General features: G+C 67.7%; 12 protein-coding genes. 6 read left to right on the top strand and 6 right to left on the bottom strand.

The annotated features are described in order from the left end of the window. Positions 1–40: 40 nt before the first annotated feature. A complete protein-coding gene (locus RZV17_RS20210) occupies positions 41–361 on the top strand; it encodes a hypothetical protein (RefSeq protein WP_166749980.1) in 321 nt (106 codons plus the stop codon). Positions 362–424: 63 nt separating this feature from the next. On the opposite strand, the gene RZV17_RS20205 is transcribed toward RZV17_RS20210, so the two are convergent. Beyond that, positions 425–2,278 carry an Svx/AvrXca family virulence/avirulence protein gene (locus RZV17_RS20205; protein WP_355606095.1) on the bottom strand — a complete coding sequence of 618 codons (1,854 nt, stop codon included), beginning with the start codon at positions 2,276–2,278 and terminating at the stop codon, positions 425–427. Positions 2,279–2,588: 310 nt separating this feature from the next. On the opposite strand from RZV17_RS20205, the gene RZV17_RS20200 reads away from it, so the two are divergent. The 5 genes from RZV17_RS20200 to RZV17_RS20180 all read left to right on the top strand — a co-directional run bounded on the left by RZV17_RS20200 (position 2,589) and on the right by RZV17_RS20180 (position 10,633). Next, positions 2,589–3,827, top strand: coding sequence for a dipeptidase (locus RZV17_RS20200; RefSeq protein ID WP_355606092.1), 1,239 nt, complete (start codon positions 2,589–2,591; stop codon positions 3,825–3,827). Positions 3,828–3,915: 88 nt separating this feature from the next. Continuing rightward, positions 3,916–5,085: a glycerate kinase gene (locus tag RZV17_RS20195; RefSeq protein ID WP_355606089.1), complete on the top strand. Its 1,170-nt coding sequence runs from the start codon at positions 3,916–3,918 to the stop codon at positions 5,083–5,085. A 225-nt stretch (positions 5,086–5,310) separates the two neighbouring features. Further along, a complete protein-coding gene (locus RZV17_RS20190; protein WP_355609542.1) occupies positions 5,311–7,059 on the top strand; it encodes a diguanylate cyclase domain-containing protein in 1,749 nt (582 codons plus the stop codon). A gap of 128 nt (positions 7,060–7,187) precedes the next feature. Next, complete coding sequence (locus RZV17_RS20185; protein ID WP_047695601.1) at positions 7,188–7,577, top strand: DUF2628 domain-containing protein; 390 nt, start codon at positions 7,188–7,190, stop codon at positions 7,575–7,577. Positions 7,578–8,155: 578 nt separating this feature from the next. After that, positions 8,156–10,633, top strand: a complete 2,478-nt coding sequence (locus RZV17_RS20180) for a GH92 family glycosyl hydrolase (RefSeq protein WP_355606086.1) — start codon at positions 8,156–8,158, stop codon at positions 10,631–10,633. Between the two features lie 434 nt (positions 10,634–11,067). Here RZV17_RS20180 and RZV17_RS20175 read toward each other — a convergent pair whose 3' ends face one another. From RZV17_RS20175 to RZV17_RS20155, 5 genes are all read right to left on the bottom strand, one after another. Then, positions 11,068–12,480 carry an amino acid permease gene (locus tag RZV17_RS20175; protein ID WP_166749985.1) on the bottom strand — a complete coding sequence of 471 codons (1,413 nt, stop codon included), beginning with the start codon at positions 12,478–12,480 and terminating at the stop codon, positions 11,068–11,070. A gap of 228 nt (positions 12,481–12,708) precedes the next feature. Continuing rightward, positions 12,709–13,089 carry a hypothetical protein gene (locus RZV17_RS20170; protein WP_047696375.1) on the bottom strand — a complete coding sequence of 127 codons (381 nt, stop codon included), beginning with the start codon at positions 13,087–13,089 and terminating at the stop codon, positions 12,709–12,711. Positions 13,090–13,222: 133 nt separating this feature from the next. Then, on the bottom strand, positions 13,223–13,843 hold the full coding sequence (locus RZV17_RS20165) for a glutathione S-transferase (protein WP_355606083.1): 621 nt from the start codon (positions 13,841–13,843) through the stop codon (positions 13,223–13,225). Positions 13,844–14,045: 202 nt separating this feature from the next. Further along, a complete protein-coding gene (locus RZV17_RS20160) occupies positions 14,046–14,276 on the bottom strand; it encodes a hypothetical protein (RefSeq protein ID WP_184384493.1) in 231 nt (76 codons plus the stop codon). A 302-nt stretch (positions 14,277–14,578) separates the two neighbouring features. Then, complete coding sequence (locus RZV17_RS20155; RefSeq protein WP_104581536.1) at positions 14,579–15,496, bottom strand: LysR family transcriptional regulator; 918 nt, start codon at positions 15,494–15,496, stop codon at positions 14,579–14,581. Positions 15,497–15,581 lie beyond the last annotated feature (85 nt).

Genomic DNA, 15,581 nt, shown 5'->3' with positions numbered 1-15,581 from the left:
AAGGATTCAAGGTAGACATCCAACCAGGAGCCGGCAGCCGATGACGTCCAGCGACGAAGACGAACGCAAGGCCTTGCGCCGCTTGCTGCGCGAGATCGAGCGGCCCAATGCCAGCCTGCTGGCCAGCAACTGGCCGGTGTTCGGCGTGTGGCTGCTGTTTTCCGGGGCTTTCATGTACCTGTTCCAGACCGGCGACGGCTCGCCGCTGCACCCGCTGGTGCTGGCGCTGGGCTCGACCTGTTTGGGCGTGTTCGGTGCGTGGATCGTGTTCCGCTCGGTATGGGCGCGGCAGTGGCCGCACGTGCGCGAGCATGTCGATGTAGAGAGCGTACGCGCGCGTCTGGCCGAACTGGAGGATTGAGCTGCAGCACGCGTGGGCTCGCACGCGTGCTGCAGCTTGCAAGCTCATCGCCTCACTGCGGACTCACCAACCCGCCGGTCGTGCGGTGAGCTCCGGCACCGCCTGGCGCAGGTCGGCGCCGAATTCGGGGTTACGCATGGTCTGCGCATCGGCATAGCCGTAAAACACGCCTTGCGTAGGCGTGGTGCCTTCGCGCAGCTCGATGTCGCCACGCACCTGGGTGGTGCCGGCAATGTTCACCGTGCCGAAGGCGCCCGGCCCCATGAAGCTGGTGTTGGCTTGCGCATTGCCGCCGATGGTTGCGCCCGGATGCCACACGGTGATGCCACCGAGCACCGCATTGCCCTGCACGGTGCCGCCCATGACGGTGGCGCGGCCGTCGATACGGGCGTTGCCCAGCACGCTGCCGGCCAGCACCCGCGCACGCGGGCCCACATAGGCGGTGGAGGCGACATTGGCGGTATTGGCGACCCAGCCGCCACCGTTGGCGTGGCGACGCCCCACCGGGGTGGGCGTGGGCGCATTGGGCTGGCTGCCGGCCGGCGCGGCGTTGGTCAGCGTCACGCTCCACGGATAGCGGTAGATCGCGTAGTAGGACTGATCCCACTTGATCTGCTGCATGCTGCCGGGCGCGCCCATCACCATCAGATACACCGCGCGGTCGCCGCTCTTCAATGCCACCGTAACGCTGGCCTTGGCGCCGCGTTGCAGGGTGCTGTAACGCGCCTTGCCGGCACTGTCGATGGTCACCACGCCCCAGCGCCAGTCCGAATCCGGGTTGGGGATGCTGGCGGGGTCGTTGAGCAGGCCGGGCAGGCCGGTGACTGCCGGCGCGCTTTGCACCTGGCCTTCGAAGGCGACGCTGATGCTGGTGGCGCCGCTGGCAGGCATCAGCTGCACCAGGTTGTAGCCCCAACGCTGCGGTGCCCACTCGAACGGCACGCGATAACGATTGGCTTGCCCGGACACCGGGTCGAGCACGGTCATGCGCAAGGCGCGGTCGCGGTTGTCCCAGTCCTGGGTGCGCTGCGGGTCGAAGGACAGGTTGCTGCCATAGCGCGCGCGATACACCGCGCCCTGGTCGCTGCCGTCTGGATTGGTGTAGTCCCAATTGACGTTGCGCATGGCCCAGTCGCCCAGCACATCGTTCAATTGCGCCTGCGTCCAGCCCATGTTGGTCTTGATCACCGAGAACGGATCGGTGGTGCGGCGTGCCGGGTTGTCGATGCGCGGCGACTTGCTCCATAGGTCGTTGATGATCGAATAGCCGTAGCGGTTCTTCAGGTACTCCATGAACTGCCAGTTGCAGTAACGGTCGCGCGTGGAGCCCAGATACAGATGCGGGTAGTTCACCAGCATGCTCGAGCAATGCACGTCGCTGCTGTGGAATTCCGGCAGCTGGTGCGTCATCCAGTTGGCATGCGATTCCCAGATCCAGCCGGTGTACTCTGATTCCTGCAGGCCGCCGGCCTGGTACTGCAAGGCGTGGGTGAGCTCGTGCGCCAGGCCCCAGTGGTCGCGCAGCGCGGCCGGTGCCATCCACATGCCCATGCCGCCGCTGCCGGTGGCCCCGCCGCTCAGGCCGAAACCCGGATCCAGATGCAGGTTGGCCTTGTACTTGGTACCGGCGTTGCAGAACGGCTCGGGAAACCGCAGGCGGTTGATGAAGGTGTCCCAGACCATTTCCAGATGCTCGCCGGCCGCGCGCAGGTCGGCGTCGGACACGCCGCTGCCGTTCCAGCGGAACGCAAAATGCGCGGTTTCGTAGCGCACCGGCGGCATGCCGACCTCATCGACGCGCGCCACCCAGGAACCGGCGGTGCAGGCCGCGCTGGCGCTGGCGGCCGCGCCCAGGCCGGCGGCGATGAGGCCAAGGGTGAGCAGGCGCCGGGGGAGCGCACGCGATGCAATGGACATGGTTGGATCTCGCAGAAAGAAGGGGATTGCGGCGCACACCCGCACGACACGCGCGCAAGGCGTGGCGGTGGGCGGGGATCGACGGGGTGGGGTGCCGCCAGCGACGGCCGCGCAAGTGTGCGTAGCGTCGAACGTGGCGCAATTACTTTGCTGATGTATTTTTCATAACTGCAACGTGCTCGGCGCTTGCGGTGTGGCGATGGTTGGACTTGCGCGCATCACCACGGCGCGGGCAACGCGCGGCGCGCGCAGCTGGCGCGTGGGTTCGCTGCAGCTATGATTCCGAGACCCCACCTGCCTGCGAGCGCGCATGAACCTGCAACTGCTGTGTACGGCCGTGTTGTTGAGCCTGGCCGGCTCGGCGCACGCGCTGGAGTTCTCCAAGGCCGAACTGGCGCGCGCCACGGCCCTGCAACAACGCCTGGTCACGCTGGATTCGCACCTGGACACGCCGGCCAATCTGGAGCGCGCCGACTTCGATGTGCTGCAGGCGCATGCCGGCAACCGGCTGTCGCAGGTGGATTACCCGCGCATGGTGGAAGGCGCGCTGGATGGCGGGTTCTGGGCGGTCTACACCGGGCAGGGCGATCGCAGTGCAGCCGCGCACCTGGACGACCGCGACGCCGGCCTGCAGCGCCTGCTGAAGATCCACACCCTGGTGGCCGCGCAGCCGCAGCGCTTTGCACTGGCCACCGTGCCGGCCGATGCCGCGCGCATCAAGGCCGCCGGCAAGCGCGTGGTGTACATCAGCATGGAAAACGCCAGCCCGTTGGTGGCCGACCCGACGTTGCTGCGTTTCTACTACGCGCAGGGGCTGCGCTTGATGAGCACCGTGCACTTTCTCAACAACGAGTTCGCCGACTCGGCCACCGACCCCAAGGGCGCCGAGTGGAAGGGCCTGAGCCCGGCCGGCAAACAGCTGGTGCAACAGGCGCAGGCGCTGGGCATCGTGATCGATCAATCGCATGCCTCCGATGCGGTGTTCGACCAGTTGATTGCGCTGTCGCCGGTGCCGATCGTGCTCTCGCATAGCGGCGCGCGTGCGGTCTACAACCACCCGCGCAACATCGACGATGCACGCCTGAAGGTGCTGGCCGCGCATGGCGGCGTGATCCAGGTCAATTCCTACGGCGGCTATCTGGTGGACAGCGGTGCCAGCCCCGAGCGCAAGGCTGCCGAAAAGGCGCTTACCGACCAGTACGGCGGCTGGGAGCACATCAAGATCGCCGACGGCACCAGGCTCAGCGCCGCGCTGAAGGAACTGGATGCGCGCTACCCGATCAAGCGCGCGACCGAAGAAGATTTCTTCGCCCATCTGGAGCATGTGCTCAAAGTGGTCGGGCCCGAGCACGTGGGCATCGGCATGGATTGGGATGGCGGCGGTGGCGTGGTCGGCCTGGAAGATGTCTCCGACCTGCCGCGCATCACCGCCTGGCTGCTGCGCAAGGGCTATACCGAGCAGCAGATCGCCGGCATCTGGGGCGGCAATCTGTTGCGGGTGATGCAACAGGCGCAGGACTACGCGGCCACGCGCGCCAGGGCCGGATAGGGATGGCCTGCGCGTTGAACGCCGCCGTATGGACACCCAACCCGCGCACGGCCGGCTGGGTGCGTCCGCCGCGGGCAGGTGCACGTCGGTGAGGGTGGTCATCGCCCCCGATGCGTACAAGGAAAGCCTGCCCGCGCCGGAGGTGGCCGCGCAGATCGAAGCCGGCTTTCGCCAGGTCTTCCCGCACTGGGACTACCGCCAGGTGCCGATGGCCGATGGTGGCGAAGGCACGGTGGATGCGCTCATCGCGGCCACCGGCGGGCGCAGGATCGAGTGCACCGTCAGCGGCCCGCGCGGCACGCCGGTGCAGGCCTTTTTCGGGATGACCGGCGACGGCCGCACCGCAGTGATCGAAATGGCCGCTGCCAGCGGGCTGGCCCTGCTGCCGCCGGCGCAGCGGGCACCGCTGCAGACCAGCACCGCCGGGGTGGGCGAGCTGATCCTGGCCGCGCTGGATGCCGGCGCGCGCCACCTGATCCTTGGCATCGGCGGCAGTGCCACCAACGACGGCGGCGCCGGCATGGCGCAGGCGCTTGGGGTACGGCTGCTGGATGCGCACGGCCTGCCGATCGGCCCGGGCGGCGGCGCGCTGGCAGCGCTGGCCCATGTCGAGGTCGACGGCCTGGACCCGCGGCTGCCACATTGCCGGATCGAGGTCGCCTGCGATGTGGACACGCCATTGGTCGGCCCGACCGGTGCCTCGGCGGTGTTCTGCCCGCAGAAAGGCGCCACCCCGGCGATGGTGGCGCAGCTGGATGCCAACCTGCAGCACTACGCCGATGTGCTGCAGCGCGCGCTGGGCGTGCGCCTGCACACACTGCCTGGCGCTGGCGCGGCCGGTGGGCTGGGCGCAGGCCTGGTGGCCTTCCTCGGCGCGCAGCTGTGCCCGGGCGTGGAGCTGGTTGCCCAGGCGCTCGGCCTGGAGGCCGCCATCGCGCAGGCCGATCTGGTGATCACCGGCGAAGGCCGTCTGGATGGCCAGAGCGCACGCGGCAAGACCCCGGTCGGGGTGGCGCAGCTCGCGCAGCGGCATGGCATCCCGGTGATCGCCATTGCCGGATCGATCGGCCACGCAGCTGCGCAACTGCATGGCCACGGCATCGATGCGATGTTCGCGGTGGTGCCCGGCGCCTGCACCCTGGAGCAGGCCCTGGCCGATGCCGCCGGCAACGTGCGCCGCGCCGCGCGCAACGTGGCGGCGGCGGTGCAGCTTGGTGGCACGCTGGTGCAACGGCCTGCGGCCGCGCGCCCTGCTTGAGGACCGCGCCCAGCGCGACGCGTCCGCACCGGTCGGGGCAATCGAAAGGATCCGCTGGCTGCGTCGATGGCGCAGACCCATCGATCGTCAGCGACACCCAATGGCGCCTGCCGCAGGGACGCGGCGCGCAGCGCATTCTGTGATTTGCCCACGCAACCCGGCAGCAGGTGCCTGTCCCCGGTCCGCTAGACTGCGGGGATGGCCCGGGGACAAGCGAGCTTTCCGTTGAATCACGGCGACACCATGGTGTCATCCACACCCAGCGAGGCGCAGCGTCTGGCGCGCCTGGCGTTGTTGCAGGTGGTCGACACCGCCGCCGAACCGTTCTTCGACGCGCTGGCCGCCGCGGCGCAGGCGATCGCCGGCACCCCCATTGCGCTGGTCTCGCTGGTGGATGAACGCCGCCAGTGGTGGAAGGCCAACATCGGCCTGCCGGGCGTGTCCGAAACCCCGCGCGAACTGGCGTTCTGTGCCCACACCATCCAGGGCGATGCGGTGATGGAGGTGCGCGATGCACCGGCCGACCCGCGTTTCCACGACAACATCCTGGTCACCGAGGCGCCCGGCATCCGCTACTACGCCGGCGCCCCGATCGTGCTGCCCGACGGGCTGCGCATGGGCACGGTATGCGTGATCGACCAGCGCCCGCGCGCGCTGGAACCGGCGCAATTGCAGGCCTTGCAGCAGCTGGCCAAGGTGGCTGCCGAAGGCCTGGAGCAGCGCCGGGTGATGCTCGAGCGCGAGGCGGCCAATGCGCAGCTGCAGCAGCGCCTGCGCGAGAGCGAAGCGTTCCTGGAGCGCACCGGCCGGGTGGCAGGCGTCGGCGGGTGGGAGGTGGATGTGGCCAGCGGCACGCTGATCTGGTCGGACCAGACCTGCCGCCTGCACGATGTTCCGCCCGGTTACCGGCCCACCCTGAGCGAGGCGATCGGGTTCTACCCGCTGGAAGCGCGCTCGGTCATCACCGAGGCGGTGGAGACCTGCGTGCGGGACGGAATTGCGTGGGACCTGGAGCTGCCCCTGGTCAGTGCCGCCGGCCGCAAGTTGTGGGTGCACAGCACCGGCTCGGTGGAACACGTGGACGGGCGGATGCGCCTGATCGGCGCAGTCCAGGACGTGACCGACCGGCATCTCGCGGTGGATGCGCTGGCCGCCAGCGAACGCAAGTTCCGCAAGCTGTTCCAGTACAGCCTGGGGCTGATCTGCACCCACGAGATGGATGGCCGGCTGGTCAGCGTGAACCCGGCGGCGGCGCGCTCGCTCGGGCGCAGCGTGGAGGCGATGGAAGGCCGCTCGCTGCTGGAGTTCGTGCGCCCGGAGCGGCACGGCGCGGTGCGTGGGTACCTGTCGCGGATGGTGCTCGACGGCCAGGATGCCGGCGTGATCGAGCTGGTGGCCGGCGATGGCAGCCTGCGCCACTGGCAGTACAGCAACGTGCTCGATGTCGAATCCGACGCCACCCTGGTGCTGGCCCACGCCCAGGACATCACCAACCAGTACCAGCAGGAAAAGCTGCTGCTGGAATGGTCGTTCACCGACCCGCTGACCAACTGCTACAACCGCCGCTTCCTGGACGAGCTGGACAAGCGCGACCCCAGCGTGCGCTGGGGCTGCATCGTGGTGGACCTGGACAAGTTCAAGCTGGTCAACGACACCCATGGCCACCAGCGCGGCGACGAGGTGCTGGTGCAGATGGCGTGGTTCCTCAACCAGCCGCTGCGCACCCAGGACCGCCTGGTCCGCCTGGGCGGCGACGAATTCCTGGTGCTGCTGCATCAGCCCAGCCAGCAGCAGCTGGACGCGCTGGTGCGCGACTACCTGGCGGCCGCCGCCGACGCGCCGATCCAGTTCACCCTGGGCACCGCGCTGCGGCATGAAGGCGAAGCGCTGGCCGCGGTGGTCGACCGCGCCGACCGCTCGCTGTATTCGCTGCGACGCGCCCGCCGAGGCACCGGCACCAGCGACCAGCGCTGAGCGTCCGGGCGCGGCGGCCAGTGCCGCGCATGCGTCTCCGTACCGAACCCATGTGACCGACCCGAAAGAACGTGCTGATGAATACGCGATCGCCTATCATGTAACCGTTTACAACTACATGGATTGGAATGGATACCTTCGATCGCACCCAGCTCAGCCCCAAGTGGCAATTCCGCTTCGCCTTCTTCGACCGTCACGGCGGCCCCAAGGATCCTGCCCACAAGCAAGCGCTCAAGACGTTGCCGTTCGGCGAGAAGCTGAAGGTGGGCATGAACTTCTACGCGCTGTTCTTCGGCTTCATCTATTTCTTCATCCTGGGCCTGTGGCGCAAGGCGCTGGGCCTAATTGGCATCGGCCTGGTGGTGGGCATCATTGCCTCGTTCCTGCCCGGATCGCTGGGTAACGCGCTGAGCGTTCCGCTGGCCCTGCTGGCCGGTATGAGCGCCAACTATGCCTACTACCTGGACAAGGTGAAGGGCAGCACCAGCTTCAACCCGTTCGAAGGCATGCGCTGGTAAGCCACGCACCGGGCGCGGACCCTCCCACCGACGCCTTGCCGCCAGGCCCGGTCCACGACCGGGCTTTTTTGTAGCGCTGCATCGTCAAGGCGTCGCGCATATTTGACGACTGCGTTTCGGCAACTCGCCACGATTCCATCAAGAAGAGCGAATTTGCTGGAAGAAGCGCGAACAACAGCTGCATCGCGCTGCGTTGCCGCGGGCAGCGTGACGAATACCACGCGTTGCGACGCTGGCTGCGCGCGCCGTGCCGCAAGTGGACGTGTGCATACGCGCCTGCCAAGCCGGAGCCTCCCTCGCAGCCATCCGCGGGCGAGCGCAGTTTCGGTTTGCAGCAGCCAATCGATCCACCGTGGTCAATGCCACATGGGCAACGCCGCTGTTCGGAATCGGCATGTTCCACTCGTACACTCGCCCTGGTCTGCGCCGTCCACGCAACTGATGAAGATTGCGCCCCTCTACTGGCCATTGCTGGTCTTGGTTCGAGTTCGGTCGTCATGCCGATTGCCGCCTGTGCAGCGGTCGGCGCGCCTCATTCCCCCTGCGGCCCCGGCCGCCCTCTCCCCGAGGTGTCTTGCATGCTCTCTGCCGTTCCATCTGATCGCTCTTCGTCGCGTCTGCCGTCCATGCCGCTGTGGCGCCGCGCTGCCGCCGGCCTGTGTCTGCTCGGCATGGTGGCCGCGCCGCCACTGGCCGCGCAGGACCCCACGCAGGTCAACACCTTCATCGGCAGCAAGGACGACGGCAATACCTATCCGGGTGCCTCCGCGCCATTCGGCCTGATCCAGGTCAGCCCGATCGGCGCCCACTACGCCGGCTGGCGCTACGACGACCCCAGCATCCGCGGCTTCGGGCATTCGTTTCTCTCCGGCGCCGGCTGCTGGGAGCAGGGCGGGCAGGTGTCGATCCTGCCGGTCACCGGGCGCATTGGCCCGGGTGGCGACTTCGACACCACCGATGCCAAGGCCTTCGACCAGAAGCGCTATGCCGCACGTTACACGCATGACGGCGAAGTGGGCCAGGCTGGGTACTACAAGGTGCGGCTCACCGATTACGGCGGCATCGACGCCGAAGCCAGCGCATTGACCCGCGCTGCCGCCGAGCGCTACACGTTCGCGCCGGGGGCCGACACCGGCCACCTGCTGATCAACGTGGCCCAGGCCAACGACCGCCATGTGGTGATCGGCAGCCAGGTGCAGCTGGTGGGCGACCGCGCGGTGGAAGGCAAGCTGGTCACGCAGAGTTTTTGCGGCGGCCATGAGTACACCACCTGGTTCCGGCTGGAATTCGACCGCCCGTTCACCGCGCACGGGGTGTGGGGCGAAGACGGCGGCGTGCCCGGCGCGCGTCACGGCATGGGCGGCGAGCTCAAGCCCAACGGCGCCTGGCTCAGCTTCCCGCTGGGCAAGGGCAAAGACGCGCGCGCGGTGACCGTGGTCAGCGCCATCTCGCATGTGGACGCGCAAGGTGCGCGCAACAACCTGCGCGCCGACGGCATGCAGGGCGGCAAGCTGCTGAGCCTGGAACAGATGCGCCAGCGCGCGCAGCAGACCTGGCGCCGCGAACTGGCCAGCCTGCAGCTGGACGGCGCCAGCCCCGATGACCGCAGCGTGGCTTACACCGCGCTGTATCACGCACTGCTGCAGCCGCTCACCGGCAGCGATGCCGATGGCCGCTACCGCGGCTACGACGATGCGATCCACCGCGCCGATGGCTGGACCTATTACGAGTATTTCTCGCTGTGGGACACCTATCGTTCGCAAAACCAGTTGCTGGCGCTGCTGCAACCGGCACGCGCACGCGACATCGGCCGCTCGTTGCTGGCGATCCATCAGCAGGGCGGCTGGCTACCACGCTGGGGTTACGCCAATTTCGATACCAACATCATGACCGGCGATCCGGTGACGCCATTTTTGGTTGATCTGTGGCGCTTCGGCGCACTGCAGGGCAATGAAGCCCAAGCGTATGCGGCATTACGCCAAAACGCCTTCGGCCAACCGCCGATCAACTCGCGCCACGCCGGGCGCTCGGGCAATGCCAGTTATCTGGCCAAGGGCTTCGTGCAGTACGACCGCGCGTTTCCGTCCAAGGGCATGGATGTGGACCCGCACCACGGCGGCTCGGCCACGCTGGAATATGCGCTGGCCGATTGCGCACTCGCACAGATGGCGCAAGCGCTGGGTCACGGCGACGACAGCGGGCAACTGCGCGCGCGCGGTGGCAACTGGCACAACGTCTGGGATGCGGACGTGCGCGATGCCGAGACCGGCTTTGCCGGATTTCCGCGCCCGCGGCTGGAAGACGGCAGCTGGTACGCACCGTCCAACGACCAGTACAGCCCACGCTCGCAACACGGCTTCCACGAAGGCACCGCCTGGCAGTATCAATGGCTGGTGCAGCAGGACATTCCCGGCATGCTGCAGGCCATGCACGGCAGCGAACAGGCCGGCAAGCGGCTGGACGCCTTCTTCGCCTACGACGACCTGCTCAAGGATCCGCTCAATGGCGCTCGCACGCATTGGGTGGTCGGGCCCTACAGCTACTACAACCAGTACCGCTACAACCCCAACAACGAACCGGACCTGCACGCACCGTGGATGTACACGCTGATCGGCCAACCGTGGAAGACCGCCACCGTGGTGCGCGCCGCGCAGCAGTTGTTCACCAACGCACCCAACGGTGTGACCGGCAACGACGATCTGGGCACCATGTCGGCCTGGTACCTGTTCAGTGCATTGGGCCTGTATCCGGCGGTGCCGGGCAGCGGGCAATTCCTGCTGCATGCGCCGCGTTTCAAGCGGGCAACGCTCACCCTGGGCAACGGCAAGCGCCTGCGCATCGACGCCCCGGGCGCCGACGGCCGCACGCTGCAATACGTGGATGGCGTGCGCTTGAATGGCAAGCCGCAGCCGCAGGTATTCCTGGACTGGGCGCAGTTGCAGCAGGGCGGCACGCTGTCGTTCGCGCTCACCAAGCAGGCTCCAATGCAGGGCTGGGGCACGCAAGCGGATGCGTTGCCGAGCTCGTTCTGTGCCACGCCAGCAGCAGCGCAGTAACAACCGGCTGCAGCCACCCAGTCACCGCAAGCCTCGACGCCGCAAGCATTGACCAGCGTCGCGCCGCTCAAAAGCCCCTCTCCCATCGGGGCGAAAAGGCACAGCTTGCGCGCCATTGGCGCGCGTGCCTTGGAGCGCCCGCGCCGCAAGCGCGGGCTGGGGCGCGGAGCGGGGGTTGGGGTGAGGGTACGGGGCGAAGCCACTGACCAAGTTGGATAACACGAGGCTTCGCCCGTACCCTCATCCGGCGCTACGCGCCACCTTCTCCCGACGGGAGAAGGGTACAGCTCGCCTGTATCGATTCATTCTTGAAGGCGCGTGGCGACGCGTTCGTCATTGCTGGCATTCGCTGGATGTACGGCGCCCCTCATCCGCCCCTGCGGGCACCTTCTCCCCCATAAACGAGGACAATGTCCCGACGGGAGAAGGGCGGCTCACCCCACGCGCAACCGGCTATTGCGCCGCCCATACGCCAGGTACACCACCACACCCAGCACGTTCCAGACCAGAAACCACAGCTGCGTCTTGCTCGGCAGGCTCCAGAACAGGTACAGGCAGCCCAGGATCGCCACCGGGCCCACCACCCACGCCAGCGGCGTGCGGAAGGCGCGCGCGCGGCCGGGCTCGCGCACACGCAGCACCAGCAGACATGCAGCCACCGCGGTGAACGCCGCCAGCGTGCCGGCATTGGCCAATGCGGCGATCTCATCCAGCCGCGCCACGCCCGCCAACGCCGCCACCAGCATCGCGGTGAACAGTGTGATCGCCACCGGCGTGCCGGTGCGTGCGTTGACCTTGGACAAGCCGCGTGGCAACAGCCCGTCGCGCGACATCACGAAGAAGATGCGGCTCTGCCCGTACAAAAACGCGAGCAGCACGGTCGGCAACGCAATGATCGCCACCGCACCGATCACCAGCGCGGCCTTCCCGTGGCCGAGCTCGCGCAGGATCAGCGCCAGCGGCTCCGGGCTCTTGCCGAACACGGTGAAGCTCATCGCACCCACGGCCGCCAGCGCCACCAGCACGTAGATCAACGTGCAGCCGATCATCGAGCCGACGATGCCGATCGACAGATCGCGCCCCGGGTTCTTGGTCTCTTCGGCCGCGGTGGAAATCGCATCGAAACCGTAGAACGCAAAGAAGATGATCGCCGCCGCCGCCATCACCCCGCGCTCCACGCCGTCCGGGCCCATCGCCTTGGAGAAGCCATACGGCATGAACGGCTGCAGGTTGGCGCTGTTGAACGTTGGCAACGCGATCGCCACGAACACGCCCAGCGCAATGATCTTCAGCACCACCAGTACCGCATTGAGCGTGGCGCTTTCCTTGGTGCCGGCCATCAACATGCCGGCCACCAGGAAGGTGATCACCACCGCCGGCAGGTTCACGATGCCGCCGGCATGCGGCCCGGCAATCAGCGTCTGCGGCAGCTCCACCCCCAGCCACTGCAGGAAACCGACGAAGTAGCCCGACCAGCCCACCGCCACCGTGCTGACCACCAGCGAATATTCCAGCACCAGGCTCCAGCCCACCACCCAGGCGATGCTCTCGCCCAGTGCGGTGTAGCTGTAGGTGTAGGCACTGCCGGCCGCCGGCATCATCGTGGCCATTTCCGCATACGCCAGCGCCGCGCAGGCGCACACGATGCCGGCAGCCACGAACGACAGCAGCACGGCCGGGCCGGCTTTGTCGGCGCCCACGCCGATCAGCGTGTAGATACCGGTGCCGACGATCGCGCCGATGCCCAGCGCGATCAGGTGCGGCCAACTCAGGCTGCGGACCAGTTGCCGGCCGGCTTCGTGCACGGTGACCTGGTCGATGGATTTGCGCCTGAGCCAAGACGACATGCGGACCTCGCGGGAATCAGAAGAATGCGCGAGTGTCGCCCAACGCAGCGCAGCAAAGCTATCGGTCCAAGGTCATGTGGCGGCGCAGGTCGGGCAGGGCAGACGCGCCTACCTGCATCACCGTGGCGCGCGTTTGGCCGTGCCAGACCTGCGCCAACCCGACCGACGTCTGCAGTCCAGCGCTGTTACGAATCCCGCATCCCGACGCGCCAGTCCCCGCTCAATCGCTCACTCAATCGACGGACGATGCGGCGGGCGCGCGTTGCGATAGATCAGCTGCACCGCCCAGGCACCGGCCAGCCCGACCACACCGGCGGCAAACTGGCTCCAGTCCAGCAACTGCGGCGCCGCGCCATTGGCCTCATGCCCCCACAGGTTGAACCACAGCAGCACCACCGCGGTGATCCCCATGCCGATCCAGAACCACAGCCGTGTGCCGCCGATCGCGTACACCAGGAACGGCAACGCCGCTCCAATCAAAAAATGCACCGGGAAAAAATACGCCGTGCCATACGGCCGCATCAGCGACCAGACGATCACTGCAAAGGTGGCCAGAAAAGCAAACAAGCCCAGGGCAAGCAGGCGGGTTTGATTGGTGGCAGTGGTCATCGGCAAGCCTCGCAGGAGCAGAGCCTCACCCTACCCATGCGCAGGTCACGTTGAGGTCAATGCGTGCCGCAAGCGCTGCGGCGACATCACGGCGTGTTGCTGCGGCCGCTTTGCGCGGGCCTGCCCGCCATGCTCAAGGCGCGCTGGAGCCATGGCGTTGAAACCCGACGCGCGTGCACAGCTGCGCGTAATACGCCGCCACGGCGGGCAGCACCGGGCGCGCGATAGGGCTGGCCATCCAGCGTTGGGTCGACAGCCCCAGCACGATGTCGGCCAGGGTGAATTGCGCGCCCAGCACATACGGGCCGGCCTGTTGCAGCTGCGCATCCAGCAGCGCCATCAGCCGGTTCCACGCCTGCACGCTGTCTGCGATGCACTGCATGTCGGTATGCGCCGCACTGCCACGCACCGTGGCCATGAACGCGTACCGCCACGCCGGGTTGAGCTCGGTGGCCTGCCAGTCCATCCATTGCTCGACCCGTGCCCGCGCTGCCGGGGCACTCGGCAGCAGATCCTCGCGCCGGCTGCGTGCAGCCAGATAGCGGCAGATAGTGTTCGATTCCCACAGCACCACCGTGCCGTCGCGTAGCACCGGCACCAGGCCGTTTGGATTGAGCGCCAGGAACTCGGGCGCCTGGACCGATGCGGCGCCGCTGCCGTAGGCATGCAGGCGGTAGTCCAGCTGCATTTCCTCGCACAGCCACAGCACCTTGCGCACATTGATCGAGGTGAGCGTTCCGTAGATGTCCAGCATGTGCATCCCGACGAGTGATGTGGTGCAGGTGGCGTAACGCGCCACCAGGGGAGGTAGCGCGTGTGCGCATCGCTGCCAGGCATCATCGCAGCAGCCCGGCGGTCGTGTCTGCGGGTGAGGCAGTACAGACAGCGGGCGCTGCACGACGCAACTGCCTTGCGCCTGGCGAATGCGACGTGCATTCGTCAGTAGTCGCGCCTGGCTATACGTCGAGCTTGGCCGCGTAAGCGTCGCGCACGTGCTGGCTGATGTAGGTGCTCAGCCCGCGCCCCGCCTTGGCCAGGCGTTGCATGGCCGCCACCACGTCGGCGCCGGCACTGTCGGCGGTGTACACATAGGTCTCGCCGCTGCGGAAACGCACCGCAATTGCATCCCGGGCCAGCGCATACGCCACCACGCCGGAGTGGCCATCACGGTTGCCGTAGCGCTGCAGGGGGACCGGGCTGGGTGAGGTCATGCCGGCAGGCTAGAACCGCCGCGGTGATGGGCGCTTCAACGAGCCCGGCAATGCCGGTGCTGCCTTCTGCGGTGACCTCCACATCGTCATGCACATGCCATCGCGTTGCAGCGTGCGGGCCGCATGCACCTGACATGCAGGGCACCGGAACGCGCCGTCGTGGCGTGCGACACCGTGCGATTTGCGTCTTGCCTGGCGGGCCGCAGGCCCCGCCGAACCCCGAGCGCGTCGCCGCATCAGCCCCGGCCGTCGGCACCTTGCACCACGCGCGCAGCACGTCAGCCCTGGCCCGGCGGATACAACGCCGTCAGCGCCTGGCAGCGCTGCGCAAACAGCGCATGCAGCTGGCGCACCGCCGGCGAAAACTGCTTGCGATGCGGGCACACCAGATGCAGCGGCAAGCGGTCGCCATCGTCGGGGAACAGCACCTCCAGCCGCCCGGCCTGCACGTCGTCGCAGACATCCAGCCACGACTTGTAGGCGATGCCTTCGCCGGCCACGGCCCAGCGCCGCACGATGTCGGCGTCGTCGCACAGCATCGCCCCACGTACCGGCACCACCTGGCGTCGGCCGTCGCGTTCGAACTGCCAGCGGTCGTAGGCGCGCCCTGCCAGCAGATACAGCAGGCAGGCGTGGTCGCGCAGCGCCTCCAGCGTGGCCGGCCGCCCGTGCCGCTGCAGATACGCAGGCGCGGCCACCAGCACCCGGCGGTTGTCCGGTGCCAACGGCAGCGCGACGTGGTCGGCGCCGTCGATGCGCCCGAGCCGGAACGCCACATCCACCGGCGCGCGATACAGGTCGGCCACCTGGTCGGACAGATGCAGCCGCAAGGTCAGCTTCGGATGCGCAGCGCGGAATTCGGTCAGCCACGGCAGCAGCACATTGCGGCCCAGGTCCGACGGCGCGGTGACCTGCAGCAGGCCCTGCAATTCGCTGTCGCGCCCACGCACATGCTCGCGCCCGTCGCGCAGCAGCTCCAGTACCTGGCGCGCATACGGCAGGTATTGCTCACCCTCGGCGGTCAGCCGCAGGCTGCGCGTGGACCGCGCGAACAGGCGCAGATCCAGTGCCCGCTCCAGCCGGGCCACCGCCGCGCTGACCTGCCCCGGCAGCAGGTCGGCCTCACGCGCGGCATTGGAAAAACTGCCCAGCGCCGCGGTACGCACGAATAACGCCAGGTCGTCGAAGCGGACCATCTTCACTCCAATCGTGAAAGTGCTTGTGCAGTTTGCCGGTTTTTCTCCTAATCCCGGCAGCCGACCATGCATGTCCCCTCCCTGC

The sequence above is a fragment of the Xanthomonas cannabis genome, assembly GCF_040616535.1.
Classification (GTDB): domain Bacteria; phylum Pseudomonadota; class Gammaproteobacteria; order Xanthomonadales; family Xanthomonadaceae; genus Xanthomonas; species Xanthomonas cannabis.
Note: the sequence above shows the minus strand (reverse complement) of the source record. Positions and strands in the feature narration are given on the sequence as shown.

Coding starts and splice junctions, on each gene's coding strand:
- RZV17_RS20210 (WP_166749980.1), top strand. CDS start 41: ATGACGTCCAGCGACGAAGACGAACGCAAGGCCTTGCGCCGCTTGCTG.
- RZV17_RS20205 (WP_355606095.1), bottom strand. CDS start 2,278: ATGTCCATTGCATCGCGTGCGCTCCCCCGGCGCCTGCTCACCCTTGGC.
- RZV17_RS20200 (WP_355606092.1), top strand. CDS start 2,589: ATGAACCTGCAACTGCTGTGTACGGCCGTGTTGTTGAGCCTGGCCGGC.
- RZV17_RS20185 (WP_047695601.1), top strand. CDS start 7,188: ATGGATACCTTCGATCGCACCCAGCTCAGCCCCAAGTGGCAATTCCGC.
- RZV17_RS20180 (WP_355606086.1), top strand. CDS start 8,156: ATGCTCTCTGCCGTTCCATCTGATCGCTCTTCGTCGCGTCTGCCGTCC.
- RZV17_RS20175 (WP_166749985.1), bottom strand. CDS start 12,480: ATGTCGTCTTGGCTCAGGCGCAAATCCATCGACCAGGTCACCGTGCAC.
- RZV17_RS20170 (WP_047696375.1), bottom strand. CDS start 13,089: ATGACCACTGCCACCAATCAAACCCGCCTGCTTGCCCTGGGCTTGTTT.
- RZV17_RS20165 (WP_355606083.1), bottom strand. CDS start 13,843: ATGCTGGACATCTACGGAACGCTCACCTCGATCAATGTGCGCAAGGTG.
- RZV17_RS20155 (WP_104581536.1), bottom strand. CDS start 15,496: ATGGTCCGCTTCGACGACCTGGCGTTATTCGTGCGTACCGCGGCGCTG.